Source organism: Saccharibacillus kuerlensis DSM 22868, assembly GCF_000378145.1.
Lineage (GTDB): Bacteria > Bacillota > Bacilli > Paenibacillales > Paenibacillaceae > Saccharibacillus > Saccharibacillus kuerlensis.
Map to the genome: position 1 here is coordinate 345,540 of NZ_KB899277.1, position 18,726 is coordinate 364,265.

Sequence of the window (18,726 nt, forward strand, 5' to 3'; positions counted from 1 at the left end):
TGCCTCCGAAAAGGTTCGCTTAACCCACTGACTTTGCCGCTGCAGGCGCGGCAGCGAGCTTCGCGGAAATCTCTTTCGCTTGGCGGATACAGTCCGGCAGGCCCACACCGTCGTAGCCGGCTCCCGCAATATAGACGCCCGGCATCTCTTCGGCCAACTGTCGGCGCAGACCGGCAATCTGCTGCAGATGCCCCACCGGGTACTGCGGCATGGAATGGTTCAGACGGGTTACTTCGGTGAACAGCGGCTGTGCATCGATGCCCATCAGTTCGAAAATATCTTTGCGGACTAATTCCACCAGTCCGGCGTCGTCCAACTTCAGCGCTTCCTGCTCGCCTGCACGGCCTACATAGCAGCGCATCAGCACCTTGTCGTCGGCACTGGTATGCAGCCATTTCGCAGACGTCCAGGTACAAGCCGTAATGGTTCGCCCTTCCTTGCGCGGAACGAGGAATCCTGAACCGTCGAACGTCGTCTTGACGTCCCGCTTGTCGAATGCCAGCACGACGTTGGCGACCGATACGTAATTGATCGAATCAAGCGGCTGCGTATTTACGTGCGGCGAGAGCAGCTTCGAAGCCGCAAATGTCGGCGTCGTTATAATAATCGAATCGGCTGCAAGCATACTCCCGTCTTCCAGTTCAAGCGCATATCCGCCTTCCGGCTGTTTCCGTATCGAAGCCGCCGCCGTTTCGGAACGCAGATCGACCGTGCCCGACAGTTCGTTCACCAGGGCATGCACCAGGCTTTGCAGACCCTGCCGGAAGGTCAAGAACGTACTTTTTTTGGTGCCGGTATGCGTCTCGACCGGCTTGCGGCCGTTCATCATGCCCCGGATCAAACTGCCGTGCTCGCGTTCGACTGCTCCAAATTGCGGAAATGTCGACTGAAGACTGAGATGACGGGTATCCCCCGCGTAAATGCCTGCAAGCAGCGGCTCCGTTACATTTTCCAGAACTTCATGCCCCAGTCTGCGCTCGATAAAGTGTCCCAGCGACTCGTCTTCCTCGCTGCGCTTTGGAGGCAGCACGTAATCCATCAGCGCACGCAGTTTGCCCGCCGGAGAGACGAGCTTGCTCGACAAAAAAGGCTTGAGCTGCGTCGGAATGCCAAGTACGAGCCCCGCAGGCATTTCGTGAAGCTTGCCCTTGTGCAGCAGGTACGTTTTTTTGGCTTCCGGATTGGTCGTCACCAGATCATGATCGATCTCGAGTTCTTTTGCCAGGTCGACCATCGCCGTCTTGCGGGCCAGAAACGAATCCGGCCCTTTTTCGATAACGAAACCGTCTTTATGCAAAGTCTCGATCTTACCGCCCCATGAGTGCCCTTTTTCCAGTACAGTGACCACAGGCTCAAAGCCTGCGTCTTTCAGAAAATTCCGGGTGTAGAAAGCGGCGCTGAGGCCGGTCAGGCCCCCGCCGATAATGACGACTCTACGCTGTTCAGCCATGAAGCAGCGCCCCTTTGCGGCATTCGGTAACCACGCAGTCGGCCAGCGTCTGCATGTAAAGCGGGTCCGTATTGAGGGAGTCGATCCGCATCACGCGGACGTCCAGCTCTTCGGCCACTTCTTGAGCTTCGATATCCAGATCGTACAGTACTTCCAGATGATCCGATACGAAGCCCAGCGGCGAAACGAGCATATAACGGACGTCCTGCTCGGACAGTTCTTTCATCGTCTCCAGTACGTCCGGACCGAGCCAAGGCTCCGACGTGCGTCCCGCGCTCTGCCAAGTGAACTGCCAATTGGTTACGCCGGCTTTTTCCGCAACGGCACGCGACGTTTCGAGCAGCTGGTCGCGGTATGGATCGCCCATGGCCAGAATTTTTTCCGGCAGGCTGTGCGCACTGAACAGAACCTTAACGTCGTCGCGCTGCGCGCCGGTCTCAACAAACAGATCCAGCTTGGCCGATACCCGGTTCGCAAACGCTTCGATCAGTTTCGGATGCAGATGGTAGCTTTCGATAAAACGAATGTTCATACCGGATTCTTCCGCTGTCGCTTTGGCGCGTTTGATATAGCTGCCGACGCTCATGATCGAGTAATGCGGAGCCAGTACGATCCCAATAGCATCCGTAATACCGTCCGCTGCCATGTTCTGCACCCCGTCTTCGATAAACGGATCGCTGTGCTTCAAGCCCTGATAGCAGACGAATTCCACATCCGGCAGATCGAACTTGTTCAGTTCAGCCTGCATGTGTTCGACCTGACGGTCGGTGTTTTCGCGCAGTGGAAATACGCCGCCCACAATCGCTTCGTAACGGTCTTTCAATTCTTTGAGCTGTTCCGGCTCGGGCGGTCTGCCTCTGCGAATGTGTGTATAGTAGGCTTCGACATCGTCCAGACTTTTCGGGGTTCCGTAAGACATGACAAGTACTCCGATTTTCTTCTTCAACTTCATATCCCCTCTCTTGGCATAGCGGAAGACGGCAGAACGCCGGGCGTCCCCCGTCTCCGTTCCAAATGGCAAACTTCCGGGTTTATACACCGATTCATTGCATTTCAAGCTGCGGAATTTAGCCCTGCGCCGCTGCGCGTGACAGTGCACGCTCCGAATATTCGTGAACGAATTCTGTCAGGATACGCAGTTTGTCGAGCGACGCTTCCGGGAACAGCCCGTGACCCAGGTTGAAAATGAACCCCGGATTCTGCACGCCTTCGTCGATGATTTCCGCCGCTCTCTTGTGAATCATTTCCTGAGGGGCCGTCAACAGGAACGGATCGAGATTGCCCTGCACCGCATAGTTCGGTCCCAGCCGTCTGCGGCCTTCCGCAACCGATACGCGCCAATCCAATCCGATTACGTTGGCCTGCAGCCCGCGAAGTGTCGGCAGCAGCTCGCCCGAGCTCACGCCCGGGAAGTAAATTTTCGGAATGTTTTTCATTTCCGGCATAGCCGACAGTTCATCGAAAATCCGTTTGATCGTCGGCAGTACGTAATGCGAGAAATCCTGCGGCGACAGTGCGCCTACCCAGCTGTCGAACACCTGGAACGCTTTGCCGCCGTTCTGCACATGAGCACGCAGATAAGTGATCACCATGTCGCCCAGCTTGTCCATCAGAGCAAACCAGGTCGCCGGTTCACTGTACATCATCGTTTTGGTACGAATATAGGTTTTGGACGGCCGTCCTTCGATCAAATAGCTGGCGATCGTAAACGGAGCTCCGGCAAATGTGATCAGCGGTCTGTCCAGTTCGCGGTCCAGAATCCGAATAGTCTCCAGTACATGGCCCAGATCGCCTTCCACGTCGATTGGACGCAGCCGCTCCACATCGGCCATGCTGCGGATCGGATTGTCGATGACGGGACCGATATCCTTCACAATATCAAAATCGATACCGATCGACGCGACCGGATTCATAATGTCGGAATACAAAATGGCAGCGTCAACGCCCAGCTTGCGCACCGGCATCAGTGTTACTTCCGCCGCAAGGTCGGGCTGCCGGCAAATTTCAAGCAGCGAATATTTTTCTTTGATCTTGCGATATTCCGGATCGTACCTGCCGGCCTGCCGCATATACCATACAGGCAGACGATCCAATTCCTGACCGTAACAGGCCCGGATAAAACGATCGTTATAAGTCATGTCGGTTGGGTCCTCCAATACCGGGTTATGTCAATCCCTGCGGCGCATACGCGGATCGGCCGAGCAGGCCGACGGGGGTGAAAATGCGCCCGAAAATACAGTCAACTTTCATTATGCGCCTTTGAACCATTTGTCACAAGGCTACTTTGCGACGATTCCTTGACGTTTTCCACCTAATCTATTATCCACCCCAACCGGCGTTTTGAAAACCGATTCCGGCACTTTCTCATTTAACATTCACGCTTTCTTCACCATTGCGATAGCCAGACCGTCATAGGCAGGCAGAAGCGTACCGATCAGTCTAGGGTCCTCGGACATCCGGCGGTTAAACTCTCTTACCGTCAGGATTGCCGGACCGTTGCGTTCTCTATTCAGCGTGCGGCCGCGAAGCAGCAAATTATCCGCCACGATCAGCGCCCCCGGCTCTGCCATCTCCAGCGCCGCGTCCAAATAATTCAAATAATTTAACTTGTCCGCATCGATAAAGAAGAAGTCGAATTTACGCCCTTCCGCTTTTAGAATCTCCAATCCTTCTGTCGCCGGGCCAACCAGATAACGCACCTGACCGCCGAAACCGGCTTCTTCCAGATGACGGGCTGCCACTTCGGCATACTCGGGTTTCAGCTCGAGCGAAGTCAATGTGCCACCTTCAGCCATTCCCCGCGCCATACATACACCGCTGTAACCGCCGAGCGCCCCAATTTCCAAAATATGCTTGGCTCCGCTCAATTGAGTCAGCAGGGTCAGCATTTTGCCGTAACCTGCAGCTACCGATACTTCGGGCATGCCCGATTCGCGAATGACTCTCTTGATCTTGAGCAGCAGCTCGTCTTCATTTGCCAGACTTTCCATATAAGCTTCGGCTGCCGCAGCATCCGTTTGTTGAACGTTCATCATTTTCCACTCTCCGTTTTCGCTTGAACCTGATTCACTTCAATCTTGTTCTACTCAACCTTATTTGTCGGATGACTCTTAATATATTGTAACCGCAACACCGTTCACCTATACTAGATTGAGCATTGGACGCGCAAATTTTCCCGTCACGCCTGCCGCGTCGGGAAACCGCTCGGCTTCCGCCAAATCTCTATTTCACGATTGTACAATTTTCTTGTATCCTTCACAAGCGGCGAATCTGGCATTGATTGCTTTTTCGAGCTGTGAGGATCTATCATTTTTACTTTTAAACGGAGCTGAACTTAATGAGAATTCCAGAAAAACTGACACTGATCGCTACCTGCCCAATGGGTATTGAAGCAGTTGTCGCACGCGAATTGAAAGACCTCGGCTATGCCGACGCCAAAACGGACAATGGCCGCGTTACCTTTACCGGTACGCCTGCCGATATTTGCCGCACTAATCTGTGGCTGCGTACTGCCGATCGGGTGCTGATCAAGATGGCCGAATTCCCGGCAGTAACATTTGAAGAGCTGTTCCAGGGCGTCAAAGCCGTCGACTGGGCAGGCTACATTCCGGAGTACGGTGAATTCCCGGTTAACGGACGCTCGTACAAATCGCAGCTGTCCAGCGTGCCGGCCTGCCAATCCATCGTCAAAAAAGCGGTCGTCGAAAAAATGAAAGAATCGTACGGAACCGAATGGTTCGACGAAGACGGTCCTCGCTATACACTCGAAGTCTCGCTTCTGAGCGATATCGCGACGATTACGCTGGATACGACAGGGCCCTCGCTGCACAAACGCGGCTACCGCAAAACGACTGTCGAAGCGCCGCTCAAGGAAACGATGGCCGCTGCGCTGATTCTGCTCAGCCGCTGGGGCCCTCACCGTCCGTTCTATGACCCGTTCTGCGGTTCCGGCACGCTGCCTATTGAAGCAGCCATGATCGCTTGGAATATCGCACCAGGGCTGCGCCGCAGCTTCCCTTCCGAACGTTGGGAATTCGTACCCGAGGAACTCTGGAGCCAGGCGCGCGAGGAAGCGTTCGACGCCGTGCGCGACGATATCCCGCTGCAGATCGGCGGAAGCGACGTTGATCCGGAAGCGATCGAGATCGCCAGAGGATCGGCCAAACGTGCAGGACTTGACGGCGTAATCAACTTTACCGTACAGCCGGTCGCACGCTTCAAGCCGGAAGGCAAGTTCGGCTGCGTCATTACCAATCCTCCTTACGGCGAGCGTCTGAGCGAGGAAGAAGAAGTTGAGAAAATGATCCGCCAGCTCGGACGTGCTGCGCTCGATCTGCCGGACTGGTCATTCTTCGCGATTACGCCAACAGCCAATTTCGAGCAGAACTTCGGCAAACGTGCCGATAAGCGCCGTAAGCTGTTCAACGGACGCATCGAGTGTCAGTTCCTGCAGTTCCTGGGACCGCTGCCTCCGCGCCGTTAGGAGGTTGAACCTTTGCGTCTATTCCATTTGAATCCATCTTCGTCCAAGCCCGGCCTCCAGCCGGGCTTTCTGCTCACCCTTGCCTTGTATGCGCTTTTCATTTTATCGACCCTAGGAAAGCTTCGGCTGCTCCATTCCAATCTTCAGCTACCTTACATTACGATGGATGCCGCCAATGTTCTGATTGCCATAGGCAGTCTGCTGGCTCTGTCGTTCTGGATTTTCTGGCTGCCGTCAGGAGGACAGCTTCCGGCGTTGGCCGGCCTCCATCTGCTAATCACGGGACTGATCTTTGCGGATCTGATTTACTTCCGCTATTTTGGCGACTTTATTACGGTGCCCGTACTGCTTCAGGCCGGACAAATGGAATCGCTGGGAGGAAGCATCGCCGAACTGCTGCGTTGGCAGGATCTATGGCTGTTCGCCGATTGGCCGCTCATGTTAGCCGCCGGCCTGTGGAGCTGGAGACGACGAAGCGCGGTGAAACGGTTGGCTTCTTCGGCTTCACACGGCAGCTTTGACGACAGCTTTGAAATTGAAGGACGTTCCTCCTACAGATACGGACCGCTGCCTGCTTCTGCCGCAGCTTCATCTGCAGTGGGCAGACGCAGCAGACGGCTGCTTCGCCGTTTTGCCGCCGGACTGCTTGTATTGACGCTGGGCTTATCGGCCGCCGTTTTTCCTATTCGTCATGCTTCCCAGACCTGGGCCAAAAATCTGCTGGAGAACAACTGGTGGAACATGTCGATGTACAATGTCACGGGACTGCTTGCTTTTCATGCCATTGATGCTTATCAGTATGCGCAGACGGCGATTGGTAAAGGTCGGGAACTGCCCAGCGAACGGATCGATGAGATCAGACAGTGGTTTGCGGAACGGGAATCCAAGACTTCCGGTACCGATGCCCTGTTCGGCCGTTACAAGGACAGCAACATCATCGTCGTTCAAGGCGAAGCGTTCATGAACTTTTTTGTTGGGAAGAAGTTGAACGGTCAGTCTCTTACACCTAATCTCGACAAACTGATGGAAGACAGCTTGTATTTCGACAACTTCTATCATCAAACCGGTCAAGGACGCACGTCAGATGCCGATTTCAGCGCCAATGCTTCGCTGCATCCGCTCCCTTCGGGATCGGTCTTTATCCGGCACGCCGAAAATGTCTTCCATACGATGCCGTCCATCTTGAAGCAGCAAGGTTACGCAGCCAATGCGTATCATGCCTATGACGGCAGTTTCTGGAACCGGAACCGCATGTACAAAGAGATGGGTTATGACCGTTTTTATGCCGAACATGATTTTGAGATCGATGAACGGCTCGGCTGGTCGCTCGGTGATCGGTCGTTTCTGAATCAATCGGTCGGCTTTATGGAACAGACCTCGCAGCCTTTTTATTCGTTCCTGATTACGCTCTCCAGCCATCACCCGTATAACTTGAATCTGGAGGAAGAAGATCGGATCGATCTCGGCGAGTTCCAGGATTCCACATTCGGCAATTATCTGCAATCCATGCATTACCTGGACTCCGCACTCGGCGACATGGTGAACCGCTTGAAAGAAGATGGACTGTGGGAAAAGACAATCTTCGTCTTCTACGGAGACCACGATTACTCGCTGAACGAATCGGCGGCCGTAAGCAGACTGCTCGGAGGGGAAGTATCCGCATTTGACTATGAACGGATGATGGCTCAGGTGCCGCTGCTTATTCATCTGCCGGACGGAGCAATGGCCGGAACTTACGAGAATCCCGGCGGACAGCTGGATCTGATGCCAACGCTGCTACCCCTCCTTGGGATAGACACCGCCGATTACTTCTTCATGGGGAGCAATCTGCTGGATCGCAGTGCGGACAAGAATCGACTGGTTGTCCTGCGCAGCGGCGCGTTTACCGATGGAACGATCTACTACACGCCTTCGGCTGACGGAGTATTTGAGAACGGCATCTGCTACGACCTTGCCACCGGACAGCAAACGGATGTGAACAAAGCCAGAGCCGGTTATGCGGAAGCGGTCAATCGATTGGCGATCTCCGACGATATCATCACCCGCGATTTGATTCCGGTGCTGCAGCAGAACTGAGAACGAGAGCCTTTTCTACCGGACTCTCAATAGAAAACCCCGAAATCCGGTCGACCGGATCTCGGGGTTTTGCTGTTGGTCAGGCGGCTTCTCGACTTTCGCCGTACCGCTTACGATTTCTTGATAAAAGGCGCAATTTTCTCCAGCACTTCGGCTTCCGTCGGAGCGCTGACATATCGTCCGTTAATGAATACGAAGGCCCGCTTGGCGCAGGGACCGCAGTAAGACTTGCATCCGATCTTGATCTCAGCATCGGGCGCCATTTTCTGCAGCTTGGGCACAATCGTTTTCATACGGGTATGTTTGCATTTATCGCAGACACGAATATCGTTAGCCATGATGATTCCCTTCTTCTTCGGCAAATCTTAGTGGTCGCCGTGATTGCCTTTCAGAGGATTCGTAATGACAAAGCCTTCTTCCTGGGCACTGTACAGATAGTCGATCTTCACTCCGTCGAGCATCGGCTCGCTTGCGTCTACCAGAACGTCGATTTCTTTGTCTGTCGAGACGAGTTCGTCGCCTTCCTTCTGCTGGTCCAGATCCATGCCGTAATGAGCATGATCGCCGTGGGAATGCGTAACGAATACCCGCAGCTTCATATCCTTATTTTCTTCCTTGTTTAGTTCTTCCAGCAGTTTTTTCGCAGCGTTGCGCGTAATTTTGACTTTCATGACAGACTCCTCCCGCCTGCAGCATCGGCTGCGGCTCGTAATGGAATAGTTATACGCCGACAAATCGAAGCGGCAGGTCCGCGTCTAGAAAGACGCCACCTGCCAGATCGCTTTGGTTCTTGCAATATACTCGGCCAGCCATTTTTGTGCGATTTTCTCGAACATGTCGGATTGTCCGCTGTGCAGAAACCGATGTTCAGGAACCGTATCGCCGCTTTCCAGCTGTCCTTTTTCATACAAAATGGTACTGACTTCGCGTGCGGTTTCTTCGGCCGAATTGATCAGCTTCACCGACGGTCCCATCACCCGCTGAATCGTATCCGACAGGAATGGGTAGTGTGTGCAGCCCAAGATCAAGCAGTCGAGCGGGAGCGCGCGCAGCGGAAGCAGTTCGTTCTTGACGATCTCGTAGGTTGCCCGCCCGCTGAAATGTCCTTGTTCGACCAGCGGTACAAACGGAGGGCAAGCCCGGCTTACGACATTGACATAAGGAGAAATCTGCTTTAGCGCGTGAGCATAGGCTCCGCTGTCCACTGTTCCCTTTGTTCCGATCACGCCGATAATTCCCTGGTTTGCTTTGCTGATCGCGGCACGGGCTCCCGGATGGATAACGCCGACAACCGGAATATCGACTTTTGCAGTGATCGTATCAAGTGCCGCAGCGGTCGCCGTGTTGCAGGCGATGACGATCATTTTGGGATTGAACGTCATCATATAATCGACGATCTGCTCCGTAAATGCGCGAACTTCCTGAAGATCGCGCGGTCCGTAAGGCGTACGCGCCGTATCCCCAAAATAGATGATCTGCTCTCTCGGCAGTTGGCGCATCACCTCTCGCGCCACAGTCAAACCGCCAACCCCCGAATCCATTATCGCAATAGCTTGCTGCACGAGTACACGCTTCTTTCCTATCGTTTTCCCAATATCCGCGCGGACATGCTGCCCGCAGCGGATTGGGATTGAATTTAAGCCTAACCACTATTTTAACGAAGCAGCAATCGTGCCGCAAGCCGCTTTTGAAGAAAGACGCAGTCGGTTATTCTTCTTTATGGATTACTCTTCTTTATCGATTACCCTTCGTCAGGCGCCTTATTGTTCGCTTCGCCATGTTCGGACTTCTGTCCATGTTCCCGCATCCGATATTCCCGCTCGGAGCGGAACTCCGTTCCGTCCTCCTCGCGCAGCCGGTAGCCGGAGCCTGGGTCTTCTTCGTTCGACCAGCCGGCTGAATCTCCGGGATCGTCATCTTTCTCGTAACCGACCGGGTCGACCGTCTGTGTGCCCGCATAATACGGATGGCCGGGATTCAGATCGATGACTGTACGCTCCGGTCCCAATACGGAAGGCTGACGCTCGCAGCGCCATCGCAGTCCCGCGCCGCCGAGCAGCTGTCCATTTTCGACCTCTCCACCATTGCCGTACAAATAATATGACGCGCCGTAGATCATCGGAATAACCCGGTCCGGCGTAAGCTCCGTGACCCGGCATTGTACGTCCGGTACGCCGATTGCAGTCAGCCCGAGCGTATCGACAAGCACTTCGTCCTGCTGCTGCATCTGATATACACGGACATTCAGCGCCCCGTACAGCGGCTCATTCGGGTAAGCGCTTATGAAAGCACCAGCGTCGATCAACTGACCGCTCGGCTGCCAGTAAACCGCATCGCAGCCTGTCGTCTCGATCACACTTGCCAGCACAGAATGGAACATCTCGATTCGGCGCTGAAATGGCAGCATGGCCGCGTACCAATCGCATAGAGTGACAGCATAACGGTATTCGTTCAGCCGCTCCTCGCCGCCTTCCCATTTCCAGCTCTGCTGTAGTACGCCGTCCCATTTCAAATCCTCACGGATTTCTCTTGGATGGAAAAGTCTCGTTTGTGCCGGAACTTCCGCATCTGTAAAAGCTACCGTGTAATCGCCATGGTAAAAAACAGCCGCCAGCTCGAATCGGTCGCTGCCCGTCGTCTCCTTGCGGCGCAGTGCTTCGTTCTCGACCCGTTCCGGTTCCCGAAAAGGCCCCGTATTGATTGCAGTCTTCCGAATGCGCTCGTGAATCTTGTTCAAAATGCTTGAAACGTCAAGCTCCGGCTCCTCCCGGAACAGCAGCTCGACTGCATAAACCGGAAGAAATCCCGGTTTCATTTTCTTGCCTTCTCTAGGTTGTTCCCCTAACGAATCAGTCATGTCCGCTTCCTCCTCCGTGTCTATCCGGTCTGTTCGCTCAATGCGGACGGCTTTCGCCGAGTTCGCTGAGCAAGTACCGGTTTACCCGGTCTGCAAACCGTTCGAGTGCAGCGGGCAGCTCCATCGTCAACGGATGAAGCGTCTTCCGATCCCACTCGTAATAATCCTGCACCAGCGGGCGGCGCAGCCTGACCAGCCGCAGCATCGTGCTGCGCAGCTCATCGTCGATCACCTTTTCTCCGTGAATAATCTCGACGATGTCTTCGTAGCTGCCCGCGTCGCGCATAATAAAGCCGTCGATCAGGTAGCTGCCGATGTCGGTGACCGCTTCCAACGCCAGATGCAGAGCACGTTCCTGCGCCAGTCCCTGCAGCAGTGTACCTTCCCAATCTGCTGCAACCAAACGCATCGCTTCGATCGTTTGCGGCAGCGACAGCAGGCGTTTCTCAATCTGTTCCCGGTTCACGTAATACAATGTCGGTTCCTCCCGTATCTCTCGTCCTTGCTGTCACAATGCCGACAGGCCGTTCATTCAACGCTTTGCATGCCGACTTCGCAGCCCTGACGGATCTTTAGATTTCGTAGTCAACCGCGTAGGATACTTCCTTCACACTGTTGATGTATTCAATAATCTTCTGATGCACTGGATGTATCTGGTACGCCTGCAGATCATCCAAAGTCTCGACTGTCGCCGTCAGCGCGATGTCGTAAGAACGCTCCGAGCGCAAAATATCGGCACCGATTTCCAGCGACTTGAGCTGTTCGATCTTACCGTCCATGCTGCGCAGCACGTCGGCCGCTTCCGCCAAGCTTTCAGGCGAACGATTTTGCAATTTGATAAAGACGATGTGTTTGATCATATTTTCTCATCTCCCGATGCAGAATATGGGCTGAGTACGCCTCAGAAAAAAGCTCACAAAGAAACTATATCACAAGGAGAGCGTTTGCAGCCAAACTTGCGAAGGGCAACTTCTTGAAAGTTCTGCGGCAGGCTGCGCAAAAAGCCGCCTCCCTAAGGAAGACGGCTTTGCTATATAAAGATCAACAGGCTTTGAGCCTTTCCCAAATCTTGTTACTCGCTTTTTCCTTCGTCTCCAACAAGTTCCGGAGCCACTTCCGGCTCTCCGGATGTATTGTCGTCCGTATCTTCTGCAGTTACCTGCGGCAGAACGACAGAAGCCAAAATTTCTTCTTCCGAAGAAATCAGTTTAACTTTGTCGGACAGCTTGATATCGCCGGCCGTCAATTTGTCGCCGATCTCCATGTTCGAGATGTCGATTTCCAGCGAGGACGGCAGATCGTTCGGGAGCGCTTCGACTTCAAGTTCAGTCGCCTGAACCTGGAAAATCCCGCCTTCCTTGGACCCTTTGGCTTCGCCTTGATAATCAATTGCGATCGTCGCACGTACCGCCGTGTTTTTGTCGATCTTCACGAAATCGGCGTGAATGATTCGTCCATTCAACCGTTGAATATCTTTGATCATGACCTGCATCGGCGAGCCGTCGGATACATCCAGAGAGAAGATATCCGCACCCCCGAGCTGCACGTGACGCATCAGATCTTTGGCATCGACGTGTACCGGAATGCCTTCGGAATTTTTGCCATATACGACTGCCGGAACGCGACCGCTCTGGCGAAGACTTTTAATATCTGAACTTTTAAAAGCGGTTCTTTTTTCAGCTGTCAGTGCTTTACTCATAATCAATCGACCTCCTTGGAATTGGACAATTCGGCGATGAATAGTTCTCCTCAAATCCGGAAAGCTTCACCGTCTTCACCTTATCCTATTACCCCAGAGCAGCTAACTTGTATCATAGGCTTGCGAATGGCAGGTCAAAACGATGCCTTTCTTAAGTTTCCGATATCTCCACCCCAACCAGATAACGGGCCAAATAAGCGGCGCTGCGGCTCTCCGGGACGGCAGCTACTTCCTCCGGCGTACCGGCTGCAACAATTTGCCCCCCTTGACGTGCTGCACCCGGTCCCAGATCGATTACCCAGTCGGCCTGGGCGGCCATCCGCATATCGTGTTCCACCATGACAACTGTGTGTCCCGCCCGCACCAGGGCATCCAGATGACGGAGCAGCCGATCGGCATCGATTGGATGCAGTCCGTTGGTTGGCTCGTCCAGCAGATAGAGTGTACGGCCGCGCTGCATCCGCTGCAGTTCCGCAGCCAGCTTGATTCGCTGCGACTCGCCGCCCGACAATTCGGTCGCCGGCTGTCCAAGTTTCAGGTAACCCAATCCCAAGTCCAGCAAAACGGACAATGTTCTGGCAATGGAAGCCTGTTCCCGGAATACTTCCGCGGCATCTTCCACATTGAGCGCCAGTATGTCCGCGATCGACCGATCATTCCAAGTCACTTCCAGTGTCTCCGCATTGTAACGCGTTCCTCCGCATTCAGCGCAGGGGACGTAAAGGCTCGACAGAAACATCAGCTCGACCTGGACGAATCCTTGGCCTTCGCAGACCGGACAGCGGCCCGACGCTACATTAAAAGAAAACCGTCCCGCTTTGTATCCCCGCTCACGGGCAAGGGGCGTATCCGCGAACAGCCGGCGTACATGATCGAACAGACCGGTGTAGGTCGCCAAATTCGATCGCGGTGTCCGTCCGATCGGTTTCTGATCAATTCGAACCATCCGGCGCAAAGAGGCTAAGTCGCCGCCGGCACGTCCTGTCATCTCGGCAGGTTCGGCATTGTCGGACTCTTCTTCCGGTTCCGCTGGCAGGCTTCCCAGATGAGGGGCAAGCAGCGCAGGCAGGACATGCGAAACGAGACTTGATTTCCCTGAACCGGACACTCCGGTTACGGCAGTCAGGCAGCCCAGCGGAAAAGCGGTGTCCAATCCGTTCAAATTGTTGAATGTGACGTCTGTCAGGGTCAGCCATCCGTCCGCTTCTCTGCGTTCGCGCAGAAGTCCTGTTTCCGGCCCGAACAAATAATTTTTCGTTACGGACTCCGCAACGTCCGTCAATCCTTGCGGCGGGCCGCTGTACAGCACACGACCTCCCCGCTCTCCCGCTTCCGGACCAATATCGACCAACCATTCCGCTTCCCGCATCACATCGACATTATGTTCGACGACAAAGACGGAGTTCCCGGCATCGCGCAGCGCCGCCAGCGCATCCAGCAGTGCTTCGCCGTCCGCGGGATGCAGGCCGGCCGACGGCTCGTCCAGTACATAAACGACGCCGAACAGTTTGGAGATCAGTTGAGAAGCCAGCCGCAGCCGCTGAAGTTCACCTGAAGACAGCGTAGGCGCCGGGCGGTCAAGCGACAAATGGCCGATTCCAATATCGGTCAACCGCTCCAAGCGTCCTGTGACGTCTCCTACGAGACGGCGGGCAATCAGCGCCTTCTCCGCTTCCCGTCCTCCTTGACGTTCCCGTTCGGGCATAACGGCGTTTTCCAGCGTTTCTTTGAGGGAAGCGGCCGGCATCCGGAACAAATCTGCAATATCGAATCCGGCGAACGTGACGGACAGCGCTTCAGGCTTCAGTCGTTTGCCCCTGCAGAGCGGGCAGGAATGGACGACCAGATACGGCTCCAGACGCCGTCTTCTGCCGGCATCTTCTGCGGAAGCGTAAGTCTGCAGCAGAAGACGGCGTGCGCCCATATAATTGCCCATATAGTCCGGTCGACGGCCGGCAGCGATCGCTTCTTCAATTTCCTTATGGCTCAGCCCCGGGTGTACGGGAACCGAAGGCCGTTCGTCGGTAAACAGGATCCACTCCCTGTCCTGCTGCGGCAGGTCCTTCCACGGCCGATCCACATCGTAACCGAGCGAAATCAGAATATCGCGCAAATTCTGACCGTGCCAAGCTCCCGGCCAGGAAGCGATCGCACGCTGCCGGATGCTTAAGCTGGGATCGGGCACCATTGAAGCTTCTGTCGCATCGTAGACTCTTCCCAACCCCTGGCATTCGGGACAAGCTCCCTGCGGCGTATTCGGCGAGAAGTCTTCCGCATACAGCACCGATTGTCCTTCCGGGTAATCGCCGGCGCGGGCATACAGCATACGCAGCACATTGGAAATAGTTGTCAGGCTGCCGACTGTCGAACGCTCCTGCGGCACGCCCCGCTGCTGCTGGAGACCGACTGCAGGCGGCAGTCCTTCGATGCTCTCCACTTGAGGCGTACCCGCCTGCTGAATCAGTCGACGAGCGTAGGGAGCGACAGATTCGAGATAACGGCGCTGCGCTTCGGCATAGAGCGTCCCAAAGGCGAGCGATGACTTACCCGAACCCGAAACCCCGGTAAATACAACCAGAGCATCGCGCGGAACGTCGAGATCAACGTTTTGCAGATTATGTTCATTGGCACCTCTTACGCGAATAAAGCCTTCCGGTTTGCTATTGCTATCTCTGCTGCTGTTTCGATTGTTGTTTTCATTGCTGTTTTGATTGCTTTTTGCATCCATGGAAAGTCCTCCTTCGCGGCTTCTTATCCTGCATATACCGAGACAGATTTTGCGGATCGGATTCCGCTTCGGTATCGAACCGGCTGCCGGCCCTCTTCCTTTCCTCTTTACCAGAATAGCGGCTTTCAGAAACAAGAAGTCTTTTCAATGCCAAGTCAAAAAGCTGAGTCTGAGCGGTGCAGGAAACTTATATATTGAAAAGTCTCCAAAAAATTCAATGAGGTTGTTGCACGTAAAAAAGAAGCTCCCAGCATGCTGGGAGCTTCTTTGATCTTGCCTATAATGCGGTCGAGAGGACTCGAACCTCCACGGTATTGCTACCACACGGACCTGAACCGTGCGCGTCTGCCAATTCCGCCACGACCGCCTATTATATACCGGGCATTTGCCCTGCCCGAATAATATAACACGGTTAGCAGGCAGTGTGCAAGCCCTTTTGGCAAGAATATTCAGCAGTTTGTGCCAAACGGCGGTTTGTCCATTGGCAGTTAAGTCCTTGGACAGCGGTCTGGTCGGGAGTCATCGGCCGCTAGAGCTGCATGCCCGGCGTCACCTTGACATCGTCCTCGGTGCGTCCGGCCGATTTCTTGATGCTCTTCAAGCGCTTCATTACGTCGTTCCCGCCGCGCCCGAAGTATTCGTGCAGCTTTTCATATTCCGCGAACAGTTTCTCATATACTTCAACATTTTCCGGAATCGGCTTATACGACACTTCTTTTATCCGGGCCATTTTCCCGGCGGCATCGAAGATATTGTCATAACCGCCGGCTTCCGCTCCCGCAGCCACGGCAGCAAACATCGCCGCTCCGAGCGCAGGCGTCTGCTTGGACTCCGCCACAAAAATTTCGCGGTTGGTTACATCGGCATAGATCTGCATAAGCAGCGCATTTTTCTGTGGCAGTCCACCGCAGGCATAGAGCGCATCTACCGGAACGCCGCTGTTATGGAACGCTTCGATAATTTTCCGTGTGCCGAACGCCGTCGCTTCCAGCAGCGTACGATAAATTTCTTCCGGCTTGGTCAGCAGGGTCATACCGAGCATCAAGCCCGTCAGATCCGTGTCCACAAGTACGGAGCGATTTCCGTTCCACCAATCAAGCGCCAGCAGACCCGTTTCGCCCGGTTTGTATTTGGATGCTTCGCGTTCAAGCCAAGCATGAACCTCGATGCCTTCTTCGTCAGCCTGCTTTTTGACGTGGAACGGTACCGCTTTTTCGACATACCATTCGAAAATATCGCCAACCGCCGACTGACCGGCTTCGTAACCGTACAATCCCGGAATGATGCCGTCCTCGACAACCCCGCACATCCCTTCGACCGGCTTCTCTTCCGTACCAAGCAGCATATGGCAGATCGACGTTCCCATCGCCATTACCAACTTGCCGGGCGTTACAACGCCGACGGCAGGCACAGCCGCATGCGCGTCGACATTGCCTGCCGCCACGGCCGTACCGGCTCTAAGGCCGGTGATCTGCGCCATTTCTTCGGTCAGGCCCCCTACTCTTGTGCCCAGCGGAACGACTTCGCCGCGCAGCTTGGTGTCAGTCAGATCCTCCAGACGCGGATGCAGAGCCTTGAAGTATTCTGTGGAAGGATAGCCGTCCTGCTTGTGCCAGATCGCTTTGTACCCGGCTGCACAGCTGTTGCGTACCATTCTGCCCGCCATTTTCGAAATGACCCAATCCGTTGCCTCAAGGAACAAATCGGTACGGTCGTAGATGTCCGGAGCCTCGTCGAGAACCTGCCAGATCTTCGCAATCATCCATTCCGACGAGATCTTGCCGCCATAGCGCATCAAGAAGTTTTCTCCGCGTTCTTCCGCGATTCGATTGATTTCGTTGGCTTCATGCTGCGCGGCATGATGCTTCCACAGCTTGACCCAGCTGTGCGGCTCCTTCTTGAGCGCAGGATCGAAGCAGAGGGGTTCGCCCTTCTCGTCAACCGGCAGCATTGTACAGGCCGTAAAGTCGATCCCGATCCCGACTACGTCCGATGGGTCGATGCCTGACTTCTTCAGCACAGCCGGAACGGAGCGGCGCAGCACTTCCAGATAATCGCCCGGATGCTGAAGCGCCCAGTCATGCTCCAACCTCGCGCCCGATTCCGGCAGCCGCTCGTCAATCACGTGATGCGGGTAAGGTGTAACGTGGCCGGCTACTTCGCGTCCGCTGGACAATTCGACCAGCACCGCGCGTCCCGACTGGGTGTCGTAATCGACCCCGATCGTATATTTAGCCATGCTATATTCCTCCTCGTCTGCTCTGACCGTAATAGACGTTCTTGTTCCTTATGCCTTCTTCGGTTCTACTGCCGAGTCGCGTTCAATCAATTCCGGCACATACAGGATATCGCCCGATTGTTGGTTCGGATCCGAAGGCCCGCCTTCGATCATGGCTATCAGTTTGCGCGCGGCTTCCCGTCCCATTTTCTCTTTGGGATGCGTGAGCGTGGTCAGCGGCACACCTGCGGCCAGAGCCAACGCGGAATCGTCGAAGCCGACTACAGACAGATCGCCGGGAACAGACAGACCCAGTTCTCGAGCTATGCTCATCAGAGGGACGGCCAGCTCGTCGTTATAGGCAACCAATGCCGTTGGACGATCCGCAGATGCGAGCAGCTCCCGCACTTTTTTCGCCGGCAGTTCGCTCTTCTGCCCGGTTGCATATGTGACCACATGTTCCGGCGAGAGCATAATGCCCGCTTCCCGGTGTGCATGCATGAAGCCGCGCAGACGATTGACGCCCTGAAGGTCGTCTGTCTTGAAAAAGCCGGCAATCCGGCGATGTCCCTGCGCAATCAAATAACGCGCCGCCGTCAGGCCGCCAAGTTCATCGTCCACTTTCAGGCAGGGTACTTCCAGTTCGCGGTAACGTTCGTTAATCATTAGGAAAGGAAGGTTTTTCATCTGCATCGATAGGTAGAAAGGCAGATTGGGATTGCCTTCGGCACTCTTCGTCGGCTCGATAATCAAACCGCTGAGCGGTTCACTCAGCATGAGACGCAGACACTCCATCTCCTTTTCCTTATCATTATCCGTGCTAGCCAGCAGAAGCCGGTAACCACGGCTTCGCAGCTCGGCTTCCGCCCCTCTTACGATATGAGGAAAAATGTAGTCGGAAATGTACGTCGTGACGATACCGATCGTCCTGGGCTGAGGCGCTTCCTCTCGAATGCCCGCACTGCGCACAAAAGTTCCTTTACCCTGTACACGCTCCAGCAGCCCCTGCCGCTCAAGCTCTGAGAAAGCCTGACGAACGGTTTGACGGCTGAGTGAAAACTGTTCGGCGATTTCGTTCTCCGATGGTACTTGACTGCCGGGAGATAGTCTGCCGGTTTCCATCCAACTCAGCAGTTCATTTTTCAATACGATATATTTGGGAAGCCGCTTGCCCATTGTCATTCACACCTCTTTGTAAGGAATCTTCTCGTCTTT

16 protein-coding genes and 1 tRNA gene are annotated in these 18,726 nt (G+C 54.7%); 2 read left to right on the top strand and 15 right to left on the bottom strand.

What is annotated here, in order from left to right; translation table 11 throughout:
* Window positions 1-19 precede the first annotated feature (19 nt).
* The 4 genes from hemG to F456_RS0101690 form a co-directional block, all read right to left on the bottom strand.
* Window positions 20-1,450, bottom strand: a complete 1,431-nt coding sequence (gene hemG, locus F456_RS0101675; RefSeq protein ID WP_018975267.1) for a protoporphyrinogen oxidase — start codon at window positions 1,448-1,450, stop codon at window positions 20-22.
* Window positions 1,443-2,396 carry a ferrochelatase gene (gene hemH, locus F456_RS0101680; RefSeq protein ID WP_026293589.1) on the bottom strand — a complete coding sequence of 318 codons (954 nt, stop codon included), beginning with the start codon at window positions 2,394-2,396 and terminating at the stop codon, window positions 1,443-1,445. Before hemH ends, hemG begins: the two co-directional genes overlap by 8 nt.
* 121 nt (window positions 2,397-2,517) lie before the next feature.
* Window positions 2,518-3,588 carry a uroporphyrinogen decarboxylase gene (gene hemE, locus F456_RS0101685; RefSeq protein WP_018975269.1) on the bottom strand — a complete coding sequence of 357 codons (1,071 nt, stop codon included), beginning with the start codon at window positions 3,586-3,588 and terminating at the stop codon, window positions 2,518-2,520.
* Between the two features lie 237 nt (window positions 3,589-3,825).
* Window positions 3,826-4,485 (bottom strand): O-methyltransferase, encoded by a 660-nt coding sequence (locus F456_RS0101690; protein WP_018975270.1) that lies wholly within the window; start codon window positions 4,483-4,485, stop codon window positions 3,826-3,828.
* Window positions 4,486-4,787: 302 nt separating this feature from the next.
* Here F456_RS0101690 and F456_RS0101695 point away from each other — a divergent pair, with 302 nt between their 5' ends.
* Together F456_RS0101695 and F456_RS0101700 are read left to right on the top strand one after the other, a co-directional pair.
* Entirely contained in the window at window positions 4,788-5,933 is a 1,146-nt protein-coding gene (locus F456_RS0101695; protein WP_018975271.1) for a THUMP domain-containing class I SAM-dependent RNA methyltransferase, read from the top strand.
* A 12-nt stretch (window positions 5,934-5,945) separates the two neighbouring features.
* Window positions 5,946-8,009 (top strand): LTA synthase family protein, encoded by a 2,064-nt coding sequence (locus F456_RS0101700; RefSeq protein WP_018975272.1) that lies wholly within the window; start codon window positions 5,946-5,948, stop codon window positions 8,007-8,009.
* Window positions 8,010-8,119: 110 nt separating this feature from the next.
* On the opposite strand, the gene F456_RS0101705 is transcribed toward F456_RS0101700, so the two are convergent.
* The 11 genes from F456_RS0101705 to F456_RS0101755 all read right to left on the bottom strand — a co-directional run bounded on the left by F456_RS0101705 (window position 8,120) and on the right by F456_RS0101755 (window position 18,693).
* Window positions 8,120-8,347, bottom strand: a complete 228-nt coding sequence (locus tag F456_RS0101705) for a YuzB family protein (RefSeq protein ID WP_018975273.1) — start codon at window positions 8,345-8,347, stop codon at window positions 8,120-8,122.
* A gap of 27 nt (window positions 8,348-8,374) precedes the next feature.
* Window positions 8,375-8,680: a HesB/IscA family protein gene (locus tag F456_RS0101710; RefSeq protein ID WP_018975274.1), complete on the bottom strand. Its 306-nt coding sequence runs from the start codon at window positions 8,678-8,680 to the stop codon at window positions 8,375-8,377.
* Between the two features lie 84 nt (window positions 8,681-8,764).
* A complete protein-coding gene (racE, locus tag F456_RS0101715; RefSeq protein WP_018975275.1) occupies window positions 8,765-9,571 on the bottom strand; it encodes a glutamate racemase in 807 nt (268 codons plus the stop codon).
* 179 nt (window positions 9,572-9,750) lie between these two features.
* A complete protein-coding gene (locus F456_RS0101720; RefSeq protein ID WP_018975276.1) occupies window positions 9,751-10,866 on the bottom strand; it encodes a DUF4261 domain-containing protein in 1,116 nt (371 codons plus the stop codon).
* Between the two features lie 37 nt (window positions 10,867-10,903).
* A complete protein-coding gene (locus F456_RS0101725; protein WP_018975277.1) occupies window positions 10,904-11,341 on the bottom strand; it encodes a DUF86 domain-containing protein in 438 nt (145 codons plus the stop codon).
* Between the two features lie 97 nt (window positions 11,342-11,438).
* The gene (locus F456_RS0101730) at window positions 11,439-11,726 is read right to left on the bottom strand and encodes a Dabb family protein (RefSeq protein WP_018975278.1); all 288 of its coding nucleotides are present in this window, start codon (window positions 11,724-11,726) and stop codon (window positions 11,439-11,441) included.
* Between the two features lie 212 nt (window positions 11,727-11,938).
* On the bottom strand, window positions 11,939-12,565 hold the full coding sequence (locus F456_RS0101735; protein WP_018975279.1) for a 50S ribosomal protein L25: 627 nt from the start codon (window positions 12,563-12,565) through the stop codon (window positions 11,939-11,941).
* A 151-nt stretch (window positions 12,566-12,716) separates the two neighbouring features.
* Window positions 12,717-15,293 carry an excinuclease ABC subunit UvrA gene (locus tag F456_RS0101740; protein WP_018975280.1) on the bottom strand — a complete coding sequence of 859 codons (2,577 nt, stop codon included), beginning with the start codon at window positions 15,291-15,293 and terminating at the stop codon, window positions 12,717-12,719.
* A 283-nt stretch (window positions 15,294-15,576) separates the two neighbouring features.
* Window positions 15,577-15,660 (bottom strand) — tRNA-Leu (locus tag F456_RS0101745).
* A gap of 162 nt (window positions 15,661-15,822) precedes the next feature.
* Window positions 15,823-17,532: a ribulokinase gene (locus F456_RS0101750; protein WP_018975281.1), complete on the bottom strand. Its 1,710-nt coding sequence runs from the start codon at window positions 17,530-17,532 to the stop codon at window positions 15,823-15,825.
* A gap of 48 nt (window positions 17,533-17,580) precedes the next feature.
* Entirely contained in the window at window positions 17,581-18,693 is a 1,113-nt protein-coding gene (locus tag F456_RS0101755) for a GntR family transcriptional regulator (protein WP_083923447.1), read from the bottom strand.
* Between the last annotated feature and the right edge of the window lie 33 nt (window positions 18,694-18,726).

Bases quoted from the DNA above. Each gene is read 5' to 3' on its own strand.
- F456_RS0101740 (WP_018975280.1), bottom strand. From the start codon at position 15,293: ATGGATGCAAAAAGCAATCAAAACAGCAATGAAAACAACAATCGAAAC.
- F456_RS0101695 (WP_018975271.1), top strand. From the start codon at position 4,788: ATGAGAATTCCAGAAAAACTGACACTGATCGCTACCTGCCCAATGGGT.
- F456_RS0101690 (WP_018975270.1), bottom strand. From the start codon at position 4,485: ATGATGAACGTTCAACAAACGGATGCTGCGGCAGCCGAAGCTTATATG.
- hemG (WP_018975267.1), bottom strand. From the start codon at position 1,450: ATGGCTGAACAGCGTAGAGTCGTCATTATCGGCGGGGGCCTGACCGGC.
- F456_RS0101710 (WP_018975274.1), bottom strand. From the start codon at position 8,680: ATGAAAGTCAAAATTACGCGCAACGCTGCGAAAAAACTGCTGGAAGAA.
- hemE (WP_018975269.1), bottom strand. From the start codon at position 3,588: ATGACTTATAACGATCGTTTTATCCGGGCCTGTTACGGTCAGGAATTG.
- F456_RS0101720 (WP_018975276.1), bottom strand. From the start codon at position 10,866: ATGACTGATTCGTTAGGGGAACAACCTAGAGAAGGCAAGAAAATGAAA.
- F456_RS0101705 (WP_018975273.1), bottom strand. From the start codon at position 8,347: ATGGCTAACGATATTCGTGTCTGCGATAAATGCAAACATACCCGTATG.
- F456_RS0101730 (WP_018975278.1), bottom strand. From the start codon at position 11,726: ATGATCAAACACATCGTCTTTATCAAATTGCAAAATCGTTCGCCTGAA.
- F456_RS0101755 (WP_083923447.1), bottom strand. From the start codon at position 18,693: ATGACAATGGGCAAGCGGCTTCCCAAATATATCGTATTGAAAAATGAA.
- F456_RS0101735 (WP_018975279.1), bottom strand. From the start codon at position 12,565: ATGAGTAAAGCACTGACAGCTGAAAAAAGAACCGCTTTTAAAAGTTCA.
- F456_RS0101750 (WP_018975281.1), bottom strand. From the start codon at position 17,532: ATGGCTAAATATACGATCGGGGTCGATTACGACACCCAGTCGGGACGC.